A 25,254-nucleotide genomic window follows, 5' to 3' on the forward strand; every position below is an offset into this window, starting at 1 on the left:
CCTTGTCGGCAACGTATCACCTCCGTTTGTGATACCCCCTCAATGTAGCTGAGGGGCTTGCTGCCAACAAGTGGTAAATATATGATTTACCTAGGGTTTATTTCTTACGCTTTTTCGCTTCTTGTACGCTCCACGTGCCGTCACGATAAAAGGCTTGCCAGCCAGTCGGCTTGCCATCCGCTTCGGTAATCACATACTGCTCTTTGTTCTTACGGCTGTAGCGGACAATCGCCTCGTTACCCTCATCGTCTTTTGCTGGGGCTTCGGTAAGATAATGAAACTTACTCGGAATACGATCTTTAAAACGTTGTAATTCCGCTACTTTCACCGCCCGCGTCTCACGTGAACGAGGGAAGGTATTGGCCGACAGAAATACCCCAGAAGCACCGTCACGCAACACATAGTAAGCGCTTGAGTCTTCACATGGCAACTCAGGGAATGGCACCGGATCTTCTTTCGGCGGCGCTGGTTGACCATTTTTCAGTAATTTACGAGTATTTTTACACTCACTGTTAGTACAATCAAAATACTTGCCAAACCGGCCGGTTTTGAGCTGCATTTCACTGCCACAGCGGTCGCACTCTAACACCGGACCATCGTAGCCTTTGATTTTAAATTCACCCTGCTCAACTACCACCCCATCACAGGCTGGGTTGTTACCGCATACGTGCAGCTTGCGTGATTTATCAATCAAGTAGCTATCCATGGCAGTACCACACTTAGGACAACGCTTTTTCGCTCGTAAGGCGAGCGATTCGGCTTCGTCATCGTCGCCTTTGACACTGACGGCTTCTTCACCTGGTAACAAGTTTAAGGTTTGCGTACAGCGTTCCGCTGGAGGTAAGTCATAACCTGAGCAGCCCAGGAACACTCCGGTACTCGCCGTACGAATACCCATCTTGCGGCCACAGCTTGGACAGTCGATATCCGTTAGCACCATCTGATTGGTGCGCATGCCGCCCTCGTCTGGATCTAATTCGGCTTGCTCTAACTTGGCTTTAAATTCTTTGTAGAAATTATCGAGTGTCTCGGTCCAATTGCGCTTGCCTTCAGCGATATCATCTAACGCCTGTTCCATTTCAGCGGTGAAATTGTAGTTGAGTAGCCGCGAGAAGTTTTCCACCAACCGGTCATTCACGATTTCGCCCATTTTCTCAGCGTAAAACCGTCGGTTCTCAACCCGTACGTAGCCGCGATCTTGAATGGTCGAAATAATTGAAGCGTAGGTCGAAGGACGACCTATACCGCGTTTTTCTAGTTCTTTCACCAAGGATGCTTCGCTGAAACGCGCCGGTGGTTTGGTAAAATGTTGTTGTGGATCTAGCTGTTGCAATGCTAACACTTCGCCCTTTTTAACATCAGGTAACGACGCATCATCATTCGCTTTACTCGCTGCCGGTGGCTGCACTTTGGTCCAGCCCGCAAATCTCATCACGCGGCCTCGAGCTTTCAATTCATAATCACCAGCGGCCACCGTAATGGTAGTCGCATCGTATTGTGCCGGAGTCATTTGACAGGCAACAAATTGCCGCCAAATAAGTTCATACAAGCGCTGAGCGTCGCGCTCCATATCACGTAACTGCTCTGATTTAACCGTGACGCTTGATGGACGAATAGCTTCATGCGCCTCTTGCGCATTCTGTTTGGAGCCGTACATATTAGGTTTGGCTGGTAAGTAGTCGCCACCAAACTGTTTCTCGATATAGCTACGACAGCTCGCTACCGCTTCACTACTTAGATTGGTTGAGTCGGTACGCATGTAGGTGATGTGACCGGCTTCATACAAGCGTTGCGCCAACATCATGGTTTTCTTCACGCCAAAGCCCAACCGAGTACTGGCTGCTTGCTGCAGCGTAGAGGTGATAAAAGGTGCCGATGGACGACTGCTGGTCGGCTTATCTTCACGCTCCACCACTTTATATTGCGCACCTTGCAGCGCATCAACTGCCGCCATGGCTGCGGCTTTATCACCGACTTTAAAGGCCTTGCCTAGGTGTTTCTGCACCTGCATCCGCAGCTCAGCTTGTGCAGCTGTGTTTAAATCAGCGTAAATATCCCAATACTCTTCAGGAATAAAAGCTTTGATTTCGCGCTCACGTTCCACAACCAAGCGCACTGCTACCGATTGCACCCGTCCGGCCGATAAGCCGCGGGCAATCTTTTTCCACAGTAAGGGTGACACCATAAAACCTACTACGCGGTCTAAAAAGCGACGGGTTTGTTGGGCGTGCACGCGATCTTCGTTGACCTCGGCGGGCTTCGAAAACGCTTCTTGAATGGCTTTTTTGGTGATTTCGTTAAACACCACCCGCTGAAACCGCTGTTTATCGCCACCGATTAACTCACGTAGGTGCCAAGCAATGGCTTCTCCCTCGCGGTCCAAATCCGTTGCGAGATAGATTGCATCGGCTTTGCTGGCAAGCTTCTGTAACTCAGCAACTACTTTTTCTTTGCCGGGTAAGATTTCATAGTGTGCTTGCCAGCCGTGTTCAGGGTCAATACCCATACGCGCCACCAACTTGGCGAACTCACGCTGCTGGCGATAAGCTTCTTTTGCTTCGGGCGACATTTTGCGAACTTCTGCAGCCGGCTTAGTTTTAACCGTGGCTACCGAGCGAGTGGGCAAGTCACGCACGTGGCCCACACTCGATTTCACAATGAAATCATTCCCTAAATATTTATTAATTGTCTTGGCCTTCGCGGGGGACTCGACAATAACTAGCGCTTTTGCCATGCGACTCTCTATGTATTGGTGATTTACCGGGTTCTTTTTTTAGATATATCCGTTTCGCATTCACTTCACAACCACCGAATGCAAATTAAATAAACAATCATTTTTTAAGTATAAACATGCAAACAGCCCGAAACGCCAGATAATTCAAGGGCTACAGCACTTACACCTAAGCTATTTAGTGGGTATAATACTCCGCAAATGAACACTTGCAACCGCAATGGAGGTTTCGTTAAGCATGAAACACGTTGAAGTAAACTTCGATGGCCTCGTCGGCCCCACTCATAATTACGCTGGGTTATCTTTTGGTAACGTGGCGTCGTTGAGCAATGCTAAAGCAACCTCTAGCCCCAAATCAGCGGCTAAACAAGGCTTAGCCAAAATGAAAGCGCTGCACGATATGGGTATGGTGCAAGGTGTCCTGGCGCCACAAGAACGCCCTGATATTGCTACCTTACGACGTTTAGGCTTTAGTGGTTCAGATGGCGAGGTGTTAATCCGTGCCGCCAGCCAAGCCCCGCAGATTTTCCAAGCGGTGTGCTCGGCTTCAAGCATGTGGACCGCCAACGCCGCTACCGTGTCGCCGGGTGCTGATACGGCCGATGGCAAGGTACACTTTACGCCGGCTAATTTAACCAATAAATTTCACCGTAGCTTAGAGCCTCAAACCAGCGGTCGTATTTTACAGGCGATGTTTAACAATGGTCGCTACTTTGAGCACCACACTCACTTGCCTGATAACGAGCATTTTGGAGACGAAGGCGCCGCTAACCACACGCGTTTGTGCAGTAACTACGGTCATGCTGGAGTGGAGATCTTCACCTTTGGTCGGTACGCCTTTGATAGCAGCAAGCCCGCGCCACAAAATTATCCGGCGCGGCAAACCTTTGAGGCTTCGCAGGCCATCGCACGCTTGCATGGATTAAGCGACGAGAATACGGTCTTTATTCAGCAAAACCCAGCCGTTATCGATCAAGGCGTGTTCCATAATGACGTGATTGCAGTGGGTAACCAAAACGTGCTCTTTTATCACCAGCAAGCGTTTTTGGATACAGAGCAGAAGTTCGCCGAAATTCAGCGCAAATTTGGCGACGAACCTGTCCATTTCATTGAAGTTAGCACCAATGAAGTATCCGTTGAAGATGCCGTACAAACCTATTTATTCAACACCCAGCTGTTAACCATGCAAGACGGTCATATGGCTATTATTGCTCCAACTGAGTGTCAAGAGAACCCGCGGGTTGCTGCTTATTTGGCAGAATTAGTCACCCGCAATACCCCGATTCGCCAAGTGCATTATTTTGATGTAAAACAAAGCATGCGCAACGGCGGTGGCCCTGCTTGTCTGCGTTTACGAGTTGCTTTGAATGATACTGAACTAGCGGCGGTAAACCCAGCGGTACTGATGAACGATGAGCTATTTGCCCGTCTGAACCAATGGGTCGATAAACATTATCGCGATGAGCTGAGTGTGGCTGATTTAAGTGATCCACAGTTACTCACCGAGTCTCGGACAGCGTTAGATGAGCTCACCCAAATCTTAAAACTTGGCTCGGTGTATCCGTTCCAGTTGTAAGGGCTATCTGGTTAAGTAGCACCTGTTTAAACCCAAGCTGTTTAAGCAGCAGCCATAAAAAAAGCCATGATGAAACATCATGGCTTTTTTCTCGAACTTGTTATCAGCACTTACTCGTCATCAAGCTCATTATGTAGCTCTAAATTAGCATCTTCAGCACTATTATCGCCACCACGAGCAATATCGTTACGGGCTGCATCAAGACGATCTAAGTAACTTTGGTTGATATCGCCAGTGATATACTTGCCGTTAAAGACCGAGGTCTCAAATTGCTCAATGGCAGGGTTCTCTTCTTGAACTGCCGCAATTAAATCGTCCAGTTCTTGATAGATCAAACCATCGGCTTTGATTAAATCGTTGATCTCCGCGGCTTCACGACCATGGCCAATCAATTCATTGGCGCTTGGCATATCAATCCCATACACGTTCGGGAAGCGGATCTCTGGGGCGGCCGAGGCAAAATAAACTTTCTTCGCGCCAGCTTCACGGGCCATCTCAATGATCTGCTCAGATGTGGTACCACGGACAATTGAATCATCTACCAACAGCACGTTTTTCCCACGAAATTCAGCGCTAATCGCATTCAACTTGCGGCGCACTGATTTACGTCGTTGGGTTTGCCCTGGCATGATAAAAGTACGGCCAATGTAGCGGTTTTTAACAAAGCCTTGGCGATACGGCAGGTCCAAAATATTAGCCATCTCAAGCGCAATATCACAACTGGTTTCAGGGATCGGGATCACCACATCGATGTCTAAGTGAGCATAGTCTCGTTTCACTTTTTCACCTAGCTTGCGACCCATGTTAACGCGTGAGGCATACACCGACACTTTATCAATAAAAGAATCAGGACGCGCAAAGTACACGTATTCAAAGATACAAGGGCAATGCTGTGGGTTATCCGCACATTGGCGCGAGGTCAACTGGCCATCTTCGCTGATATAAACAGCTTCACCCGGCTCGATATCACGCACATAAGTAAAGCCAGTGCCGTCTACGGCAACACTCTCAGAAGCAACGATATATTCAGGGCCCTTAGCGGTATCACGCTTACCTAATACCAGCGGTCGAATGCCCCATGGGTCACGAAACGCGACCATGCCGTGGCCAATAATCATGGCTACCACAGCATAAGCGCCACGAATCTGTCGATGCACTCGGCTTACCGCGGCAAACACATCTTCTGCGGTCAGTTGTAGGCTTTCTTGTTGGTACAGTTCGTGGGCAAAAATATTGAGAAGAATTTCAGAATCAGAGGTGGTGTTAATATGGCGGCGAGCTTTCTCAAACAACTGCTGTTGTAATTCTTGCGCGTTGGTGAGGTTGCCATTATGCGCCATGGCAATACCAAACGGCGAGTTCACATAAAAAGGTTGAGCCTCGGCCGAGCTGGAGCTACCTGCGGTTGGATAACGCACATGACCAATCCCGATCCGCCCCGTTAACCGGTGCATATGGCGTGTGTGAAACACATCTCGCACTAAACCATTCGCCTTGCGCAAGCGCAAGGTGTTGTTGTCTACCGTCATGATGCCGGCGGCATCTTGACCGCGATGCTGTAGCATCGTTAAACCATCGTACAAGGCCTGATTAACTGGGTCTTTACCAACAATACCAACTATGCCACACATGCTATAACAACCTCATTGATTGCGCCTATTTACTGCGCTCATTTATTGAGTTAGGGGAGAAAACTTGAAGTTTTCTCTAGGTATTCAAAAAACCATTCAATCACAATGCCAAAGTGAGGAATCAACGAAGACTCAACCCACCATTGGGCTTGGGCGAAACCAGTAAAGGAATCTAAAAAGAACAATAACGCCGCTACCACTAACACCCCACGCAGCGCCCCAAAAACGGCGCCGAGCAAACGGTCAGTGCCACTTAAACCTGTGCCTACTACTAAGCGCCCCAGCAGATTGTTTAGAATCGCTCCAACAATCAGCGTAGCCACAAATAAAGCAGCCACAGCGGCACCATTGCGCAGCATCTCATCTTCAATACCAGAGAAATAAACTGCTAAATCTAAATAGAAAAATTTGGCGATGAAAAATGCGGCAATCCAGATTGCCAACGACATCGCTTCTTTAATAAAACCACGACTAAGACTAATTAGCGTAGACAGCCCAATGATGGCTAAAATGGTGATATCAAACCAATTCATAACTGCATTCCTTAGCTATTTTTGGCGCGCGAATTATACCAGATTTGATTCGGTTTTGCGCCATTATTGTTGTTATTAAACGGTAGCCTTAGGGTTGGTAACGCACGACTTTACCGTTGAGTGAGGTGATTTGTTTGAGTTTTGGTAGATCTTGTTCGAGTTCACTTTTCACTAATTTAGGGCCTACCATAAGCTTATGTAGAGGCCCTTGGCTGCCGGCCACTTGCTCGCGATAAGCAGCGTAACCAGCGGCTTGCAGTTCAGCCACCAATTGGTCAACGGACTGCTGATTGCGAAACGCTCCTAGTTGAATAACCCAACCGGACTCTTTTAATGCGGCGGCACTGGGTGGTTGGGCCGCTGCTGGAGTGCTGCTCGCCGGTGCTGATTGGTTGAGCGTCGGTGCCGTGTCGGCGGTTAACTCAACGGTCGCTACATCATCCAACGAGGGTGGTAATTGCTCCGTTGGGATCTCCGCTACCGGGGTACTGGTGACTGCTACTTCGGGTTGCAACGGAATCGTCTCAAATTGCTCTTGTTGCTGCGGTGGCTTGCCATCCAGCAATTCAGGTAAAATAATTACCGCAAGCGCAATCAGAATAACGCTCCCCACTAACCGGTTTTGCAATTGCGACGCCATCAGTTACTCCGTATCTGCTATTTTGCCCACAGTGTAAAACGACCCGCAAACCAATACCAGCGGTTGTTGTTGGTTACTCCCCTCGGGCGCGGGTGCAGCGGCAGCTAGAGCGGCGGCATAGGCACTTGCCACATCGGCAAAACAGCCAGCCACGTTAGCTGTGCTCGGCAGCTGTTGTTGCAGTTGCTCAGCTCGCGCACCACGTGGTTCGCTCAAATCGGCAAAGAACCACTGGGCAACCAGCGGCTGTAAGGTCGCTAGGGTGCCGGCAATATCTTTGTCTTGCAGCATCCCAACCACGGCTAACACGGGGCGCTCAGAATAACGCTGCCGCAGCACTTCCACTAAATAGGCCGCCGCATGAGGATTATGAGCCACATCGAGTAAGGTATCCGCAGGACGCTGTGCCGTGGCTGCTAAAAACTGTAACCGACCCGGCTCACGCGCCTGCTCCAAGCCTTGCTTAATGGCGGTTAAAGTAACGGGTAGCGGCAACGCTGCTAAAGCAGCTACTGCCGTGGCTGCATTTGGTAAAGGCAATTGTGGTAACGGCAAATCAAGCAGTTGTATTTCACTGTTGCGGAACTGCCAGTGCTGCGCATCTTGTGGTTTGTAGAAGAACTCATAACCGACTCGCTGCAGTTGTACTTGCTGAGCTTGAGCCTGTTCTACTACGGCCGCTGGCAAATCAGGTTCACCGCAAATAGCCGGACGATGGGGTCTAAAAATACCCGCTTTTTCTCGTGCGATACCAGTCCGGTCGGCCCCCAAAAAGCCAACGTGATCGATCCCCACACTGGTCAGCAAAGCAACATCCGCGTCGATAATATTCACCGCATCTAAGCGGCCTCCTAAGCCTATTTCTAACACCCAAACATCGAGGTTACGTTGCAGCATTAGCCACAATGCCGCTAAGGTGCCAAATTCAAAATAGGTTAACGAAATATCTCCCCGAGCAGCTTCTACTGCCGCAAAAGCCGCCACATGCTCAGCATCGCTGAGTTGTTCGCCATTAATACGCACGCGCTCGTTATAGCGATGCAAATGCGGAGAAATATAGACGCCAGTTTGATAGCCATCCGCGCGTAAGATAGTTTCGAGGTAACGCACCGTCGAACCTTTACCGTTAGTACCAGCAACGGTCATCACTTTGGCGCTTGGCTGCAATAAATTGAGTTGCTCAGCAACCTGCTTCACTCGGTCTAAGCCCATGTCGATGGCTTGATGATGCAAGTGCTCTAAATAAGTCAGCCAGGCATGAAGCCCGGCTGATGTGGATGGAACAGAAAGCTGTGTCATAGGATTAATATTCGTCGGCTACAGCCGGTAAGTTTTGGAACTTGGCCAACAAGGACGCAATGGTATTTCGCATTTGGCGCCGATCAACAATCATATCAACAGCCCCATGGTCGAGTAAGAACTCAGCGCGTTGGAAGCCTTCTGGCAGCGTTTCGCGTACCGTCTGCTCAATCACTCGTGGCCCAGCAAAACCAATCAGAGCCTTGGGCTCTGCAATGTTCACATCACCCAACATGGCCAAACTAGCTGATACGCCACCCATGGTTGGATCTGTCAGTACCGAAATGTAAGGCAAACCAGCTTCGCTCATGCGCGCTAACGCCGCTGATGTTTTTGCCATCTGCATCAAACTCAGTAAGGCTTCTTGCATACGGGCGCCACCTGATGCTGAAAAACACACCAATGGAATCCGTTCTTGCAAACACACCTTGGCTGCTTCAGCAAAACGCGCACCAACCACGGATGCCATAGAACCACCCATGAATTCAAATTCAAACGCGACAGCCACCACCGGCATACCTTTTAAGGTACCTTTTTGCGCAACTAAGGCATCTTTCTCACCCGTAGCTTTTTGCGCAGCGGCAATACGATCTTTGTATTTTTTTGAGTCTCGAAACTTCAACACATCTTTCGGTTCAAGCTCAGCACCAATCTCGGTAACTTTACCTTCATCCAAAAAGTGCTTAAGCCGCATCCGCGCCGATACCCGCATGTGGTGATCACACTTAGGGCAGACATTCAGGCTACGCTCTAAATCAGCGCTGTACAAAATGGCATCACAACTGCTGCATTTGGCCCAAACTCCCTCGGGAATTTCACGCTTTTTGCTGCTCTTTGGTTTTGCAAGAATTCGCTCAATCCAGCTCATAGTAATTCGCTTGTCTCAATAATTTAATGGCGCTATTAAAGCACATTCGTGCTTACTAGTTTAGCAAAAAGTGGTCTTAACTGTTAGCCCCATACCACCGCACTGGGTAACCATAAGGGCCCAGGCTCTACCTGCGGTAAGTTAAAGTGGGCGGGGTAATCTACCTGCACCAAATACAATCCTTCGGCCTTCGCTGTAGCCGCAGCTTGGGTTCTATCTTTTCGCGCTAACACCTGGGCTGGCCACCCGACCGCTTGGCTACCTTTGCCTACTTCCAGCAAAGTGCCAACGATGTTACGTACCATATGATGCAAGAACGCATTGGCGGCAATATCGACCACGACAAAGTCGCCTAAGCGTTGCACTTGAATGTGGGTCACACACCGATTCGGTGAATGAGATTGGCATTGCGCGGCACGAAACGAACTAAAATCATGCTCGCCTAGCAGCCCTTGCGCGGCGTCATGCATACGAGCTACATCTAACGGCTGGTGATAATGACTTAAGCCCTGGCCTAAGATACCCGGCCGATAACGGCCATTGGCAATAATATAGCGGTAACGCCGTCCGGTCGCACTGAAGCGTGCGTTAAAATCATCCGCAACCGGTTGCGCCCAACGCACGGCCACGGTCGCTGGTAGATTGCTATTCACGCCCATGGTCCAGGCCGGCATAGCGCGCTCGAACTGGCAATCAAAGTGCACCACTTGTCCGGTCGCATGCACCCCTGCATCGGTACGTCCGGCACAGGTGACTTCAACCGGATGATTAGCCACTTTGCTTAACGCTTGTTCAAGTACTTGCTGTACTGAGATAACTTCGCGTTGTCGTTGCCAGCCATAAAAAGCGCTGCCATCGTATTCAATCCCTAAGGCTATGCGGGTGGTTCCGCTACTACTACCTTGCTCGGTCATGCACCGTCCTGTTCATCTATCTGTTGCTGCAGCATAGCGATTTCACGCTGCAAATCTTCATCGTTACTGGCATCAATAGCTAATAACTCAGCCCGCGCAGCAGCAAAATCACCCATGTCTAAATAGGTTTGGGCTAAATCCAGGTGATTTAGTGCGGTGTCTTCACCGGTGGGCAAACTGCCGGCTTCGCTCTCATAGAGGGTGTGTGAAAAATCATTGGCACCCTCGGCTTCCGCTTCTTCCAAGAGCTGCTCGATCGCTAAGTAGTCATCGTCTGAATCTTGTTGCGATAAATCGTATTCAGTTTGGCCTGCTGGCTCATCTTGCCAACTAGCTTCGCTGCTATCCTCGGCTTGTTCCAGCAAGGCAGCAAGATCCTCATCATCGCTTTCAACGAGCGAGGCCGGTTGGTATTCTTGTTGATACTGGTTTTCGTTATAGGCTTCATCGCCATAAGCTTTTCCGGCATAGGCGCTATCACCAAATTCTTGATCCACGTAGCTACCGTCATCGGGCTCCTGCTCCGCAGCATTCGCTGCCGACAGATCTGAATCCTCCAACTCAAATTCAATCAGGTTTTCCGCAGCAGATTCAGCAGTATCGGTTGGCTCAGCGTCACCACGAGTCTCTGCCGCAGCCGTAAACACCGCATCTTGCTCAGCAAACAAAGCCTCTAGCTCCGCATCCAAATCGTCAGGCTCGGCATCAAGTTCGGTGTCTAGCTCGGCATCGAGTTCGGTTTCTGGCTCGGCATCGAGCTCGGTTTCCAGCTCGGCATCGAGTTCGGTTTCCAACTCGGCATCGAGCTCGGTTTCCAACTCGGCATCGAGCTCGGTTTCCAACTCGGCATCAGGCTCGGCAGCTGTTGATGAATCTTGCGCTGCGGTTGCTTGGGGAGTGAATTCTAGTTCCGCATCCAAGTCTTGTAATGACTGTTCTAAGCTAGTTTCTGCGGCGTCAGTTTCGACCTGCTCTTTGGCCAGCTCGGCCGCATCATCAGCCGCACTCTCAGCTTCACTCTCGGCCGCCGGCTCGGCCGCACTCTCGGCTGCATCATCAGCTTGAGCTGCATCTGCTGCTAAGGCGGTGACTCCGGCTGCTAACGCTGCTTGCTCGGCTTCTTCAAAGGCGCTGGGGACAGTTTCCAAGGTTGGCGCCACTTGCGAACTTGCGGCATCTGCAACAGTGCCCCCCGCCACAGCACTGGCCGCAGCAGCACTGTCGGCGGCCACTGCCGATTGCTGCTCTCTGGCAGCAGCATCTAATGCACCTTTATACTGACTCGATTGCTGTTGTTGACGTTGTCGATAAAAACGATAGCCAAATAGCAACACCAACAGTAATGGTACCCCTACCACCAGTAACAGATGCAGTGGCTGCATTAACCAAGCCAATAAACTTGGTTTAGCTGGGGCTGGTGGCTGTTGTCGGATAGACGCAGCTTGGTTGGCCTGTTCTGACTGCTCAGCAGCTACTGATGCCGCCGCTTGCAACGCTGCTGCAGTAGCATCCGCAGGAGTTTCAGTGGTAACACTTTCTTGTCGTTGAGCCGTCACTTCCGCACTGATTTGCTGTTGTAACTCAGCTTCTGCTTGTTGCTCTGCATTAACTTTTAAGCGCAGCTCACCGAGCTCTTCAGTGACCGCTAACAACCGCTCATGCAACTCAAGATTTTGTCGCTGCAGTTGTTCAATTAACTCTATCGACTGGGCCAGCTGATTGCGTAATCCAGCCAGTTCACTAGGGGCTAAACCACCTGCAGCAGCGGCTTGGCTGGTTTGGCTTGCTGCCGGCTGAGCTGAGTTATCCCCCGCAGTCGGCTTTGGCTTAGCGACTGTAACCTCGGTCGTGGCAACCATGCCATCCGTGGGAATGGTTAGATAAAACCCATCCAACATATGGTCAGCAAGACCATTCGGGAACACCCGCGGGTTAGCTTCAATGATGAGGTCCATCATCTCGTACACATTGAGATCGCGCTTGTCGCTGTAATACATAGCTATGGTCCACAGCGTATCACTCGATACAATAGGGCCAAAGCGCTCAGCTTGCCAACGAGAGGCGGTCTGCGCCTGTCCAGCAAGCGCAATAGAGCTTGGCACAATGCTCGCCTGCGCCGCGACGCCAGCGATTGACAACGCTGCTACTACACTACTCAACAAGCTACGCTTGATGTTCCGTTTCATTGACTAGATCCCTCATTTACTCTTGTTATTATTATCGATAGCCATGCTACGAGGTTTGACTACAAATAATCGCGAATCAAATGTTCCGCAATTTGAATACTGTTGGTCGCCGCACCTTTACGTACGTTATCAGCTACTACCCACAAATTCAGCCCTTGCGGATGGGTAATATCATTACGCACGCGGCCGACAAAGACGCTGTCATGACCTGCCGCATCACCTACTTGGGTTGGGAAATCTTCATTATTTTCCAATAAGATAACCCCGGGCGCAGCGCGCAACAACTGTTTTGCTTGCTCAGCATCTATCGGCTGCATGGTTTCTATATGTACAGCCTCGGCATGGCCAAAGAAAACGGGTACCCGCACTGCCGTGGCATTCACGCGCACGCTTTCATCACCAAAAATCTTTTGCGTCTCCCACACCATTTTCATTTCTTCTTTGGTGTAGTCGTTGTCTAAAAATACATCGATTTGTGGAATGCAGTTAAAAGCAATTTGGCGACTAAAGGTTTCAACTTCTACCGGCCGTCCGTTTAGTAAGGCAGCCGTTTGCTGGGCTAACTCGTCCATAGCCTCTTTACCAGCACCGGATACCGACTGATAGGTCGCCACGTTGATACGCTCAATGCCTACCGCATCGTAAATAGGTTTCAAGGCCACTAACATCTGAATGGTTGAGCAATTGGGGTTCGCAATAATATTGCGATTACGAAAATCGGCCAACGCATGAGCATTTACTTCTGGCACCACCAGCGGAATATCTGCTTCGTAGCGAAATTCAGAGGTGTTATCAATCACCACGCAGCCAGCATCCGCAGCGCGTGGTGCGTACATGCGAGAAATCGCTCCACCGGCAGAGAAGAAGCCAATGTCAACTTGGCTCCAATCAAAGGTGTCGGCATCTTGCACGGTAATCTCTTCGCCACGAAACTGCACCTGGGTACCTGCCGAACGGCTACTGGCTAATGGAAACAGTTCAGCCACAGGAAAGCCACGTGCTTCTAGAATTTCAATCATCTGTTGGCCAACCAGTCCGGTTGCTCCTAATACCGCAACATTAAATGCACGTGACATAACCACTCCTAGCTTTGGTGGGCCGCCTTAGCAGCCTTATTTGAATTGAAAAGTTAATTGTTTTAGGCGCTTACGCCATTCTTCTGTGGCCAGCCAAGAACCACCTTGCACCTGTCCAACACTTAATTCAGGACGATGCGCATAACCACGCCGCAGTTGGTCAAAAGCGGCCGGTGTAGCAGGCTGTTGTCGTAACGCTAAATCATCTTGGCGTATATCATAAATCGCCAAGACCCAGGATGCTAGTGTTCGCCAATCAGGGGCCTCATTTGCCTGCCATAGCTGCGGCTGTACACTTGTCGGCCAAGCTTGCAATAAATCAATTAAGTCTGGCAATTCATGTACGGGCATGGCGGTGCCACTGGCTTGGGCTAACTCGGAACTTGGCAACCAAGACAGCAGTTGCTGCAGTAATTGCAAGGTGCCGGCCACTTTGCCAGCCATGCTATGCCCAGCAATATGCATGGTAGCTAAGCTCAGCCAGGGCAATAAATCCGTAGCTATCTGTGGCTCATGCTCCCACACATCGAGTACCACTCGCAATGGTTGTTGTCGGTTAGCTGCGGCGCGCAAAGCGGACTCTGCAACTACTGGCCCGCGACTTGCGTTAATCAGCACACAATTTGCAGGTAACTGAGCGATACTGGCGTCATCCAGCAAATGGTAGGTAGCGAAAGGTCCGCTGCGCGTGAGTGGCACATGGCAGCTGATCGCTGCACTGGCTAACACCTGCTGCCAGTTGGCGTGAATCGGCATGCCATCTCGTTGGCTTATCCCCTGTGCCACTAAAGGCGGATCATAACAATGCACCTGATAGCCCAAACCTTGCAGTCGCGCCCCAGCAGCTTGGCCCGTATGCCCACCACCAATGATCGCCACTGGCCCGGTTAAGGCTGCATCCTGCGCCAAGGTTAACGCGGCTACGGCACTGGCAACGTAGTCACCCACCGCTTGTGCGTTCACACCGGGGGTACTGACAAACTTAATCCCCCGCGCCTGGCAAGCTGACGCATCAACATGCTCAGTACCTATGGTTGCGGTGCCGATCCAACACACATGCGGAGCTTGATCTAACAGTTCCTTGGTAACTTGGGTAATCGAGCGGATCAGTAGTACTTGGGCTCGCGCTAGTTGGAAAGCGTCGGGCTGGCGTCCACTAAAAGTTTCTAGCTGCAACGCCATACCAGCTTGCTGACAGGCGCGTACTAGTTGGGCCAGGGCCGGCATACTGGCATCGGCGAGAAGATTGATCATAGATGGGCCACTTATAGCTCACTAAAACAGACGAGCTAGCTTACAACAAAAAGGTGCGCCTTGGCGCACCTTTTTTGTAAACCATCAGCTACCGTTAAGATAGCTGCTTGCAGCAAGCTAGGTTACTGATACTTACGCAAAACCAGTGTGGCATTGGTGCCACCAAAACCAAAGCTATTCGACATCGCCGTCGTAATGTTAGCTGGGGTTGGGCTGGTGACAATATTCATCCCAGCAGCACCTGGGTCTAAGTTTTCCACGTTGATGGATGGCGCCACAAAACCATGTTGCATCATCAGTAACGAGTAAATAGCTTCGTGGACACCTGCCGCACCTAGGGCATGGCCAGTCATCGCTTTAGTGGCACTGATCATTGGCGTGGCGTCACCAAACACTTCACGAATAGCTTCCAGCTCTTTAGTGTCGCCAACCGGGGTTGAGGTACCGTGTGTGTTCAGGTAATCAATCGGCGTATCAACAGTCTCTAAGGCCATTTGCATACAACGCACGGCACCCTCGCCTGATGGCGCAACCATGTCGTAGCCGTCCGAAGTGGCACCATAGCCAACAATTTCAGCATAAATATGAGCACCACGTGCCAACGCTGTTTCTAGTTCTTCAATCACCAGAATACCGCCGCCACCGGCCGGCACAAAGCCATCACGATCCACATCATAAGTACGCGAGGCTTTGGTAGGCTGGTCATTGTACTTGGTGCTAAGTGCACCCATGGCATCAAATTCCATGCCTAAGGTCCAGTGCAATTCTTCACCACCACCAGCAAACACACGGTCTTGCTTACCAAATTGAATCAGTTCTAAGGCATGACCAATACAGTGCGCCGAAGTAGCACAGGCTGAACTGATGGAGTAGTTCACCCCTTTGATCTGAAATGGCGTTGCTAAACATGCCGACGTGGTAGAAGCCATGCAACGAGGCACCATGTAAGGCCCCACTCGCTTCACGCCTTTTTCACGCATGATATCAGCAGCGGCAACCTGGTGCTCGCCAGAAGCGCCACCGGAGCCAACCACCAGACCTGTGCGTGGGTTTGACACTTGTTCGTCGGTTAAGCCGGCATCGGCTATCGCTTGCGCCATGGCCATGTAGGCATAGGCGGCAGAATCTCCCATAAAGCGTAATGCTTTGCGGTCAATATGATCAGCTGGGTTAGCCCGTACTGGCCCCCAAACCTGACAACGTAACCCCATATCGGCAAATTCTTGAGAAAATTCAATGCCCGAGCGTCCTTGTTGTAACGACTCCAACACTTCTTGTTTGTTCACGCCGATACTCGACACAATGCCAAGTCCGGTAATCACTGCTCTTCTCATTCTCATGTCCTGTCTTGCTGAGCGCTGCTGTATGGTAGCCCACTTCTGAAAAAAAGTGGTCTGCTTTCCGTATTTTTACCTAAAAATTGTTACACTAATGCGCTAGATTAGCCACCTGATTGGATGACTTTTTTGTGAGTAAACTTCCCCCTCAGCCGGTGCAGCCTGCGCAAATCAGCTACAACGACCATGGTTTACCGGTCGCTACCGCTTTTGATGATATTTATTTTACCAACAGCGATGGTCTGGCCGAAAGTCGTTACGTATTCTTGCAGCATAACGATCTACCCCAACGCTGGCAAACTCATCCGCATCCGCTGTTTGTAGTAGCCGAGTCTGGTTTTGGTACCGGCTTGAATTTTCTTGCCTGCTGGCATGCTTTTATGCAACAGGCGCCTAGCTCGCTGCGACTGCATTTTGTCTCATTTGAAAAGTACCCCTTAGCCCGCGCTGATTTGCAGCGGGCGCTAGCCCACTTTCCAGAGCTCGCAGAGTTAGCAGCGCAACTGCAGGCGCATTACCCTGCGGCCGAGGCTGGGTGTCATCGACTGCAATTTGCCCAAGGCCGGGTCACCTTAGATCTGTGGTTTGGTGACATTCTCGACCTGCTGCCGGCGTGGCCTTCGCAACAAAGCGTGGATGCTTGGTTTTTGGATGGCTTTGCCCCGGATAAGAACCCAGCCATGTGGCAACCTGAATTATTTAACGCCATGGTCAGTCATGCTCGTGCTGGCTGTACTTTTGCTACCTTTACCGCTGCCGGTGCCGTTCGCCGTGGTTTACAAGCAGCTGGCTTTAGTGTGCTCAAGGTTAAAGGCTTTGGCCATAAACGCGAGATGCTACGCGGCGTTCTTTGCGAGAAAACAGGTTCTGAACCCACACAGTCCGAGCAAAATGGCGCTGCGAGAGCGACTGCTGAGGCGCCTCAGTTAGCCATTATTGGCGGAGGTATCGCGGCAGCTTGCTTGGCTTGGTCACTGACCCGCCGCGGTCACGCGGTGACCTTGTATACCACAGGTATCGCTAGTGGCGCCTCAGGCAACGCGCAAGGAGCAGTGTACCCTCTGTTACATGCGCAATTCAGTCCGCTCGCACAGTTTTTTGTCGGTGCCTTTCATCAGGCTCGCCAGTTCTATGCACAGTATGCACCCGCCTGTTGGCATCCAAGCGGAGTCTTGCAGCTCGGCTTTAATCAGGAGCGCCAGCAACGCCAACACAAACTTTTAGCCGCCCAACTGTACCATGCAGAAACCGTGCATGGCTTGAGCGCTGCTACCACTCAACAACATTGGGCGGAATTACCAGCGCAGCCAAGCTTATTTTATCCGCGCGCCGGGTGGGTCAGTCCGGCCAAACTTGTGGCTGATTTATTGCAGCAATGCGGTGAGTTATTAACCATCATTGAACTAGGAAAAGAACTGGGTAAAGAGCCAGGGAAAGAGCACCAAGAAATTACCGCCATCAAGCCACATGCTTCTGGTTGGCACCTCTATAGTGGGGCTAGCTTAGTTGGTAGCGCTGATTTGCTGTGGGTCGCCGCCGGCGCTGCCATGCAGCAGCTGCTCGCGCCGTGGCAGTTGCAGTTTAGTAATGTGCGTGGCCAAGTCACTCAGGTGGCAGCAACAGCAACCAGCAGTAGCTGCCCAACGGTGGTCTGCTACAAGGGCTATTTTACGCCTGCCGAAGACGGTCGTCATTGTGTTGGCGCCACCTACGCGCGCAACTACCCAGCCAGCTTAGCGCAGCAACCACAAACGGCCGATCAGCAGGAAAATTTAGCCACCTTGATTGATAATCTGGGGCCGACTGCCAGTGCTTGGGCCGAGCAGTTAGAAGCTGTCGCTGACCGTGCCGCCGAGCGCAACACCACCCGCGATCATTTGCCCGCCTGCGGTTGGCTCACACCCACCTTGGCGGTCTTGGGTGGGCTTGGCTCACGCGGGTTTACCAGTGCGCCCTTGGCCGCAGAAATATTAGTCAGCCAATGGCTGCAAGAACCCCTGCCCTTGGCTACTGAGCTGCTGCAGCGGTTGGCTCCGCAACGGCTTCAAGCTGCGCCAGCATAGCCTGTATATGAACCATGTCGGCGGGCGCTAATTCGTGCTTGGCGTGCTCTACTGAAGCACGCACCGCCGGCAAAATGGCTGTGGTTTGGGCCAGTTCTTGCAATTCCAATTGCGCCACCACCAAATCAAAATGGCCGCGCAAGTAGCCGCTGGCAAACAGTTCGTCGTCTGTACCTGTCACCACCGCACGCTCAAAAACTTCTTCTAATTGTTCCACGTATTGCTGAAACTCTGCTGATGCCATTACCTACTTTCCTTCACCCAAACGTTACTTAAGCCACCTGTTGGCGTGGCTGTTGCAGTGCGCAAGAATACCATAAGCCAAGGCATTTCTGATACACTAGTGCCACCTTGATTGAGATAACGCAATGCTGTGAGGAAGAATGACCACACCGATAGGATTATTCTACGGATCCACCACCTGTTTTACCGAAATTGCAGCGGAAAAAATTCAAGCTCAGTTTGCCCCGGGCGAAGTCGAGCTGTTTAATATCAAAGATGTATCTCTGGCTCATGCAGAGCAGTTCGAGGTGCTTATTTTTGGCCTATCAACTTGGGATTTTGGTGAAATTCAAGAAGATTGGGAAAGCCATTGGCAAGATATCGGCCAGTTGCAGCTCACTGATAAAAAAGTGGCGCTGTTTGGTATGGGTGACCAAGTGGGTTACACCGATTGGTTTCAAGATGCACTAGGCATGCTGCACGATGAGCTCGCCAGCCACGCCAATACCCGTGGCTGTATTCGATTAGGTTTCTGGCCGAACCAAGGCTATGACTTTGCCGCTTCTAAGGCCCTCATCAACAACGACGAATTTTTTGTCGGCTTAGCGCTAGATGAAGACAGCCAATACCAGTATAGCGATGAGCGTATTGCGCAGTGGTGTGCGCAACTTAAAGAAGAGCTTGCCAGCGTGTAAGCTCTTGTTGCTGCTGGGCTGCGGCAAATCGTAACGCGGCTGAGTGGCCCCATACTGGCCCTGGCCACGCAGGATCATTGGGCTGACGCAGCAGCACATGAATATGCAACTGGCTCACCACATTACCTAGCGCGCCGACATTGAGCTTAACCTTTTGCTGGCGTTGCCGCGCATCCTGTAACAGCATCTCACTTGCTTGTTTGATCTCACGCGCCAACTGCACTTGGTCGGCCTCGCTCAAGTCAACAAACTCGGTCATATCAGCCCGCCGCGGCACCAACATCAGCCACGCGTAGCGTTGATCGTCAAACCGTCGCAGCTCACACAACGGCCAGCTTGCTAACCAAAAGCTATCGGCCGCTAAACGTTCATCAAGCTTGAAATTGGCATCATCTTTTGGCCCGTTAGTCGTGCTTGGGTTAGTTTCTGCTGGCGCTTTGGTATACCCTGTGTCTGACATTTTGTATTCCGTTTTTCAGTGGATGATTATCATGCAATGTATAACTTTATCTCGGCGTTCAATAGGCGTACTTAGCTTAGCTGGCTTTATTGCTGTGAGCTTAATCAGCAGTACTGCCATCGCAACTCCCGCTCAGCCCTCGGCTCCTTCTGCGGCAACAGCTCCGTCAGCTACCAATGAGCAAAGCTCGGCTATTGCTACTTTTACGGCAAAGATGCAGCAGCACCAAGGCTTTTTTAGCTTTTATCACGATCAGCACCAAGGCAATATCTACCTCAAGGTGCCACGTGCGCAAACCCAATTTATTTTTCAAACCAGTTTGCCGTGGGGCTTAGGCTCTAACGACATAGGTTTAGACCGCGGTCAATTAGGAGCTACTCGGCTAGCAAGTTTTTTAATTGAAGGCGATAAAGTGTTGTTGCAACAACATAATACCAAGTTTCGCGCTAATAGCGACAATGCGGCTGAGCGCGCCAGTATCGAGCAAGCCTTTGCTAGTTCAGTTATTGCGGGTTTTAAAGTAGTCGCTGCCGATGCCGATGCAGTGCTGATTGATTATACGCCGTTTTTACTCAGCGATACCCATGGTGTGGTGCAACGCTTGGCTCAGAGCAAACAGGGCAACTATAAGGTCAATAGCGCTCAATCAGTGATTTATCCTGCGCGCAGTAAAGCTTTTGCCGACAATACCGAGCTCGAAGCTAAACTCACCTTTAGTGGCCAAGCCAGTGGCAGTTACGTCAACCAAGTGGCCGCCGATGCCAATCAGCTGACTCTGCATTTACATCACTCTTTTATTCGATTACCTGATGCCAATTACCAACCGCGGCAATTTCATCCGCAAAGTGGGTTTTGGAGCGAGGCTCACCAAGATTATGCCGCCCCATTAGGACAACCACTTACGGTGCAATACATTCCACGCCATCGGTTAAGCGCGACCAACCCGATCATCTATTACCTAGACCCCGGCGTACCCGAACCGGTGCGTACGGCGCTACTTGACGGAGCAAAATGGTGGGCGGAAGCTTTTGCCGAAATTGGCTACCCTGACGGCTTTCAAGTACGCGAGTTGCCAGCCGATGCCGATCCGATGGATGTGCGCTACAACGTCATTCAATGGGTGCATCGAGCCACTCGCGGCTGGTCTTACGGCGCGTCAATTATCGACCCCCGCACCGGCGAAATCATCAAAGGTCATGTCACGCTCGGCTCGCTCCGCGTCCGTCAAGATATGCTGATTGCCCAAGGCTTACTGGCACCTTATCAAGACCACACCGAGACGGCCACACAGCAGCAATTACTTGCTGATATCGAGGCCATGGCGCTGGCACGGATTCGTCAGCTATCAGCCCACGAAATCGGTCATACATTGGGGATTGCCCATAACTTTGCCGCCAGCAGCCATGACCGTGCTTCGGTGATGGATTACCCCCATCCTTTAGTAAGTTTAAGTACCAATGAGCAAGGTTTAAGCTTGGCCGGAGCCTACACCGAAGGCCTAGGTATTTGGGATAAGCAAGTGGTGGCTTACGGCTATGGTGACGGCGATTTAGCCAAGGTGCTCGAGCAGAATCGTCGGTTGGGCTTAAGCTTTATCTCAGACCGTGATGCGCGTGCTCCTGGTGGCGCTCATCCTGATGCCCATTTATGGGATAACGGCAGTGATGCGGTCACCGAACTAGAGCGTATTCTCGCCGTACGCGCCACCGCTTTGCAGCAATTTGGCCTGGCCAACTTAGCCGCGGGCCAACCCTTAAGCCAGTTGCAAAATGTGTTAGTCCCGGTGTATTTACTGCATCGCTATCAAGTAGAAGCCGCCGTAAAAATGCTTGCTGGAGTGCATTACGATTACAGCGTGAAAGGTGAACCCTTCCGACCCGTGCGGGCGGTCAATGCTAGCCAACAACAGCGCGCACTGCAGGTGTTAATGAAGACGCTACAAGCCGATACCTTGCGTTTACCCACCGCAATACAGGAACTACTCACTGCACCGGCCTACGGCGAGGGCTACGACCGTGAGCGCTTTACTGGGCTTACTGGATTATTGCCAGATACCGATAGCATGGCGGCCAGCAGTGCCCGTTTTACCCTTGATTTGCTGTTACAGCCACAACGCCTAGAGCGCCTCGCACAACAGCACAGTAAAGCGCCAAGTATCCCTAGCATTAGCACTCTATTAGCGACCCTGGCAGATACCACCCTAACCCCGGCACAAGCTGCCTCGGCGGATACCCTGACGCAACGGTTAGCCTTTGAAACACTGACTGCGGTGGCTCAGGTCTATCAGCAACAACAGCTCAGTGCGGTCGTCAAAGCTCCGCTGTGGCAGTTTTTACAACAGCAGCAACAGCAATGGCAACAGGCGCCCGCCTCAGCCCATCAAGCCTATGTGGTGTATGCACTCGAGCAGTTGTTAGAGCATCAACGTTGGCCGGTGCCGGCTGCTGCAGCCCTACCACCGGGTTCGCCAATCTAAAGAATCTCACCTACCCAGCAGGCATAAAAAAGAGGCCAAGTCGTTATCCGACTTGGCCTCTTTTACAAGTGCTTATAACAAGCTCAATGCCATTAGAACGAGTAGTTCAAGTTGATGAACACTTGACGACCGAACTGATCGTACTGTGAGTACATCATCGCATTACCGGTAGTGTATGAGTAAGCTGGGCTACCTAATGGTGGCTTCTTATCAAACACGTTAGTAATACCTACAGTTAAATCAATATCGTTTTCAAATTGCTTAGATACTGACGCAGTATGGTAGAAAGTCGTTGGAGCTTCAGCATTAAAGTACACTGGAGTACCACGATAGGTAGTTTTTGAACCATTGATGTATTCACCATAGTCGTTCACTTTACCAGCATAACGCGTGGCCCAAGTATAGGTCCAAGTATCACGCTCTAATGACGCTGTGATAGTACCTGAATGACGTGGGTTACCCAACAAGCCTACGTACTGCTCTGGTTGGCTATCAGCAAACTGCTGGTAAGTACGCTCGATTTGGATAGTGTGGTCTAAACGCAGACGTAAATAACCCATCGGGGTATCGTCTTGATAGCTTAACACGGTATCCACACCACGTACGTACTGGCTAGCAACGTTTACGTAACCACCGTAAACCTCGTCGATTCCCCAGTTACCAGTTTCGGTACCATCGTTACGAGTAAAGCGATCACAGAACGGCTCGTTTTCGAAGTCATCTGAGCGATAGCATAAGTTAAGAATGCTTACACCGGTAATATCGTCAACTTGGTTGTCGATACGTACTTGGTAATAATCTACTGACGCTGCCACAGTACCTTCTGGGCTGCTCCAGACAATACCAACCCCTTCAGAGACTGAGGTTTCAGCTTTCAGAGTACCAGCGCCACCACCGGTGTAGGCAGTACCAGAACCGAAGTCTTGTGCGTAATCGCCAGGGATACCGTCAGCTTGACAGTTGGCTAGCACACGCTCATTGATAGTACCAGCATCTTCACGAGCTGCCCAATCCCAGCATGGGTCGCTACGCTGATCAAAGAACGCTGATTGGTCGCCTAAGTACAATTCAAACAACGCCGGTGAACGGAACGAAGTACCACGTGATGCACGTACGCGCAAATCTTCAGTAATAGCCCAGTTTGCACTGATCTTGAAGGTGGTGTCGCTACCGTAAGTGTTAACATCAGTCCAACGGGCAGAACCGGTTAAATCTAACGAGTGAACACCTGGTAAATCACGTAGTACTGGAACCTGAATCTCACCATAGGCAGCTACGGTGGTTTGACGACCGGCAGTGATGCCAGCGCTACTCATACCCCATGAGTTACCTTGTAAGGTTTGCTCTCCGGGAGTGTCCACAATCGAGTCAGTTTGATAAGCCACACCAACTGCAGTTGCTACGGTACCCGCTGGTAAATCAAATAAGTCACCGGTGATGTAAGCATCAACAGTATCTTGTTTGTAGATGGTTTTACCATGGTCCATACCGAATAAGAAATCACGGGTACCTTGGTCAAAGTTACCGCGAACGTATTCTGGATCAAAGAAATCAATCGCATAACAAGCGCGTTGTGAAATAGGTGATACTTCACCTTCACATGGGTCACCCCAGATCGCATTAGCGGCCATTTCTAGCGCATCTTGCATGATAATCTTGGTGTCATAGGTACCGCTGCTTAAGCTGCGCTGCCAAGAAATATCCCAGTTCCAGAAGCCTAGCGAACCTTCCAAACCTACCACACCACGGGTGTAGTCGATGGTGGTAACGCTACCAGAGTGATCTGTTACAGCCGTTGGATCTAACGCTACATCACCTTCCCAGCCAGGTACCAAACCTTCCCATGCAGGGATGAAGGGTTCCCAGAATTGGCGGTAGCTGTTGATCTTAGTTTCACGCACACTGTGCAAGATTTCTGAATAGAAACGCACGTTGTCAGACAAATCATAATCGGCCTGCGCATACAATGACCATGCTTCAGTACGTGGTACCATGGTTTGCAAGTCTTGGAACGGGTGATCGGCATCTAACCAACCATCAGTAAGCTTGTCGTAACCCACTGGGTACCAACCTTCTGGTACGCCAATGTCACCTGGGTTGACCGGGTTGTAAGTTGGCAAACCAGCTGCTGTTTTAGAACCATCGTAATCGTAGTTCTGAATGGTTGATAGGTAGTTACCTGCGCCGTAGTCCCATAACCACATGCCGTAAGGTAAGTCGTTACAGTGATAGTTACCGGTACGTGGATCGATCGGATCAGCACGCTCGCCAGTGGCTTGGTCGATCAAATAACGCTGTTCACAAGCAAAGTGGTCTCGATCTCCGCGGGCCAATTCTTGTTGTAAACGGTAATCAGCAACCACACGGAATGAACCTTTATCAAAGGCTTGACCGTAAGTACCATTCAAACGGTAGTTTTCACCACCTGATTCAGTTGGCTGATTAGCACTGAAGTTAATCGCTGATTCATCACCTTTTTTAGTGATAATGTTGATAACACCAGCTACCGCGTCAGAACCGTATAAAGACGACGCACCGTCTTTTAAGATTTCAACTCGTTCAACTGCAGATACAGGAATCGAGTTCATATCAAACGCAGCTACTTGACCACGAGTACCGGCAGGCCCTGCACGGCGACCGTTCAACAATACGAGGGTACGGTTCGCACCTAAACCACGCATTGAGATAGACTCGTTACCAGCACCACCTTCGGTTACGCTACCTACCGACATAGCTGCAGTTAACTGGTTTGAACCAGAAGCCACAGTAGAGGTACGTAGCAATTCACCCAAGGTATTTAAACCTTGTTCAACGGCTAGTTCGGTGGAAATAACTTCAAGCGGGGTAGGATTATCCATACCGTCGGTACGAATACGCGAACCTACAACGGTAATACGTTCCGCTTTTTCTTCCGCATCGGCGTTCTCATCTTGATCAGTGACATCTTGTGCATATGCACCAGCTGATAACAGCGTAGAGGCTGCACCAAAGGCTAAAGCAAGACGTACTGATTTGGCGATGTGACTATTTTTCATCATCTCTCCAGATCATTTTTTATTTTTGTAATCAACAAAAAGTCAGGAAACTATTTGCCAGAAGCACTGTCGCAAAACAATGACTGACCTTCAATGTATCCAATTTCTTTATAAAATTACAAGTAAATAACGGAATATTCTTGCTATAGAGCGGGAAAATAGCGACTAACGACAGCCTTAGTTTTCAGTTCTCACCACCGCCAGCTCGAATATCAAACAATTTGTACAAAAAAAAGCGCAGGCTTGATAACCCGCGCT

General features: G+C 50.6%; 18 protein-coding genes. 4 read left to right on the top strand and 14 right to left on the bottom strand.

Annotation, left to right across the window (positions count from 1 at the left end; genetic code table 11):
• Window positions 1-97 precede the first annotated feature (97 nt).
• Window positions 98-2,734: a type I DNA topoisomerase gene (gene topA / locus KGF88_RS07240; protein ID WP_153825814.1), complete on the bottom strand. Its 2,637-nt coding sequence runs from the start codon at window positions 2,732-2,734 to the stop codon at window positions 98-100.
• A gap of 235 nt (window positions 2,735-2,969) precedes the next feature.
• Here topA and astB point away from each other — a divergent pair, with 235 nt between their 5' ends.
• Window positions 2,970-4,307, top strand: coding sequence for an N-succinylarginine dihydrolase (astB, locus tag KGF88_RS07245; RefSeq protein ID WP_153825815.1), 1,338 nt, complete (start codon window positions 2,970-2,972; stop codon window positions 4,305-4,307).
• A 110-nt stretch (window positions 4,308-4,417) separates the two neighbouring features.
• On the opposite strand, the gene purF is transcribed toward astB, so the two are convergent.
• The 10 genes from purF to fabB all read right to left on the bottom strand — a co-directional run bounded on the left by purF (window position 4,418) and on the right by fabB (window position 16,042).
• The gene (gene purF / locus KGF88_RS07250) at window positions 4,418-5,938 is read right to left on the bottom strand and encodes an amidophosphoribosyltransferase (RefSeq protein ID WP_110074844.1); all 1,521 of its coding nucleotides are present in this window, start codon (window positions 5,936-5,938) and stop codon (window positions 4,418-4,420) included.
• A 50-nt stretch (window positions 5,939-5,988) separates the two neighbouring features.
• Entirely contained in the window at window positions 5,989-6,471 is a 483-nt protein-coding gene (locus KGF88_RS07255; protein WP_153825816.1) for a CvpA family protein, read from the bottom strand.
• 88 nt (window positions 6,472-6,559) lie between these two features.
• On the bottom strand, window positions 6,560-7,111 hold the full coding sequence (locus KGF88_RS07260) for an SPOR domain-containing protein (RefSeq protein ID WP_110074846.1): 552 nt from the start codon (window positions 7,109-7,111) through the stop codon (window positions 6,560-6,562).
• Between the two features lie 3 nt (window positions 7,112-7,114).
• Entirely contained in the window at window positions 7,115-8,410 is a 1,296-nt protein-coding gene (gene folC, locus KGF88_RS07265) for a bifunctional tetrahydrofolate synthase/dihydrofolate synthase (protein WP_153825817.1), read from the bottom strand.
• A gap of 4 nt (window positions 8,411-8,414) precedes the next feature.
• The gene (gene accD, locus KGF88_RS07270; protein WP_110074848.1) at window positions 8,415-9,278 is read right to left on the bottom strand and encodes an acetyl-CoA carboxylase, carboxyltransferase subunit beta; all 864 of its coding nucleotides are present in this window, start codon (window positions 9,276-9,278) and stop codon (window positions 8,415-8,417) included.
• An 83-nt stretch (window positions 9,279-9,361) separates the two neighbouring features.
• On the bottom strand, window positions 9,362-10,192 hold the full coding sequence (gene truA / locus KGF88_RS07275) for a tRNA pseudouridine(38-40) synthase TruA (RefSeq protein WP_153825818.1): 831 nt from the start codon (window positions 10,190-10,192) through the stop codon (window positions 9,362-9,364).
• A complete protein-coding gene (locus KGF88_RS07280; protein ID WP_153825819.1) occupies window positions 10,189-12,378 on the bottom strand; it encodes a hypothetical protein in 2,190 nt (729 codons plus the stop codon). The genes truA and KGF88_RS07280 overlap by 4 nt, the downstream gene beginning before the upstream one ends.
• 59 nt (window positions 12,379-12,437) lie before the next feature.
• Window positions 12,438-13,454, bottom strand: a complete 1,017-nt coding sequence (locus tag KGF88_RS07285) for an aspartate-semialdehyde dehydrogenase (RefSeq protein ID WP_153825820.1) — start codon at window positions 13,452-13,454, stop codon at window positions 12,438-12,440.
• Between the two features lie 36 nt (window positions 13,455-13,490).
• A complete protein-coding gene (locus tag KGF88_RS07290; RefSeq protein ID WP_153825821.1) occupies window positions 13,491-14,708 on the bottom strand; it encodes a 4-phosphoerythronate dehydrogenase in 1,218 nt (405 codons plus the stop codon).
• Between the two features lie 122 nt (window positions 14,709-14,830).
• Window positions 14,831-16,042, bottom strand: coding sequence for a beta-ketoacyl-ACP synthase I (gene fabB, locus KGF88_RS07295; protein WP_153825822.1), 1,212 nt, complete (start codon window positions 16,040-16,042; stop codon window positions 14,831-14,833).
• 134 nt (window positions 16,043-16,176) lie between these two features.
• On the opposite strand from fabB, the gene mnmC reads away from it, so the two are divergent.
• Window positions 16,177-18,108, top strand: coding sequence for a bifunctional tRNA (5-methylaminomethyl-2-thiouridine)(34)-methyltransferase MnmD/FAD-dependent 5-carboxymethylaminomethyl-2-thiouridine(34) oxidoreductase MnmC (gene mnmC, locus KGF88_RS07300; protein ID WP_162014446.1), 1,932 nt, complete (start codon window positions 16,177-16,179; stop codon window positions 18,106-18,108).
• On the opposite strand, the gene KGF88_RS07305 is transcribed toward mnmC, so the two are convergent.
• Window positions 18,053-18,352 (bottom strand): YfcL family protein, encoded by a 300-nt coding sequence (locus KGF88_RS07305; RefSeq protein WP_110074855.1) that lies wholly within the window; start codon window positions 18,350-18,352, stop codon window positions 18,053-18,055. The two genes, mnmC and KGF88_RS07305, sit on opposite strands and share 56 nt — an antisense overlap.
• A 139-nt stretch (window positions 18,353-18,491) precedes the next feature.
• Between KGF88_RS07305 and fldB the strand changes: the two genes are divergently transcribed.
• A complete protein-coding gene (gene fldB, locus KGF88_RS07310) occupies window positions 18,492-19,025 on the top strand; it encodes a flavodoxin FldB (protein WP_153825824.1) in 534 nt (177 codons plus the stop codon).
• Here the strand turns inward: fldB and KGF88_RS07315 are convergent.
• The gene (locus KGF88_RS07315; protein ID WP_153825825.1) at window positions 19,000-19,485 is read right to left on the bottom strand and encodes an HIT domain-containing protein; all 486 of its coding nucleotides are present in this window, start codon (window positions 19,483-19,485) and stop codon (window positions 19,000-19,002) included. The genes fldB and KGF88_RS07315 overlap by 26 nt on opposite strands.
• 31 nt (window positions 19,486-19,516) lie before the next feature.
• Here KGF88_RS07315 and KGF88_RS07320 point away from each other — a divergent pair, with 31 nt between their 5' ends.
• Entirely contained in the window at window positions 19,517-21,961 is a 2,445-nt protein-coding gene (locus KGF88_RS07320; RefSeq protein ID WP_153825826.1) for a zinc-dependent metalloprotease, read from the top strand.
• A 92-nt stretch (window positions 21,962-22,053) separates the two neighbouring features.
• On the opposite strand, the gene KGF88_RS07325 is transcribed toward KGF88_RS07320, so the two are convergent.
• Window positions 22,054-24,999 (bottom strand): TonB-dependent receptor plug domain-containing protein, encoded by a 2,946-nt coding sequence (locus KGF88_RS07325; RefSeq protein WP_153825827.1) that lies wholly within the window; start codon window positions 24,997-24,999, stop codon window positions 22,054-22,056.
• Between the last annotated feature and the right edge of the window lie 255 nt (window positions 25,000-25,254).

It is taken from the genome of Idiomarina loihiensis, assembly GCF_024584785.1.
Classification (GTDB): Bacteria; Pseudomonadota; Gammaproteobacteria; order Enterobacterales; family Alteromonadaceae; genus Pseudidiomarina; species Pseudidiomarina fusca.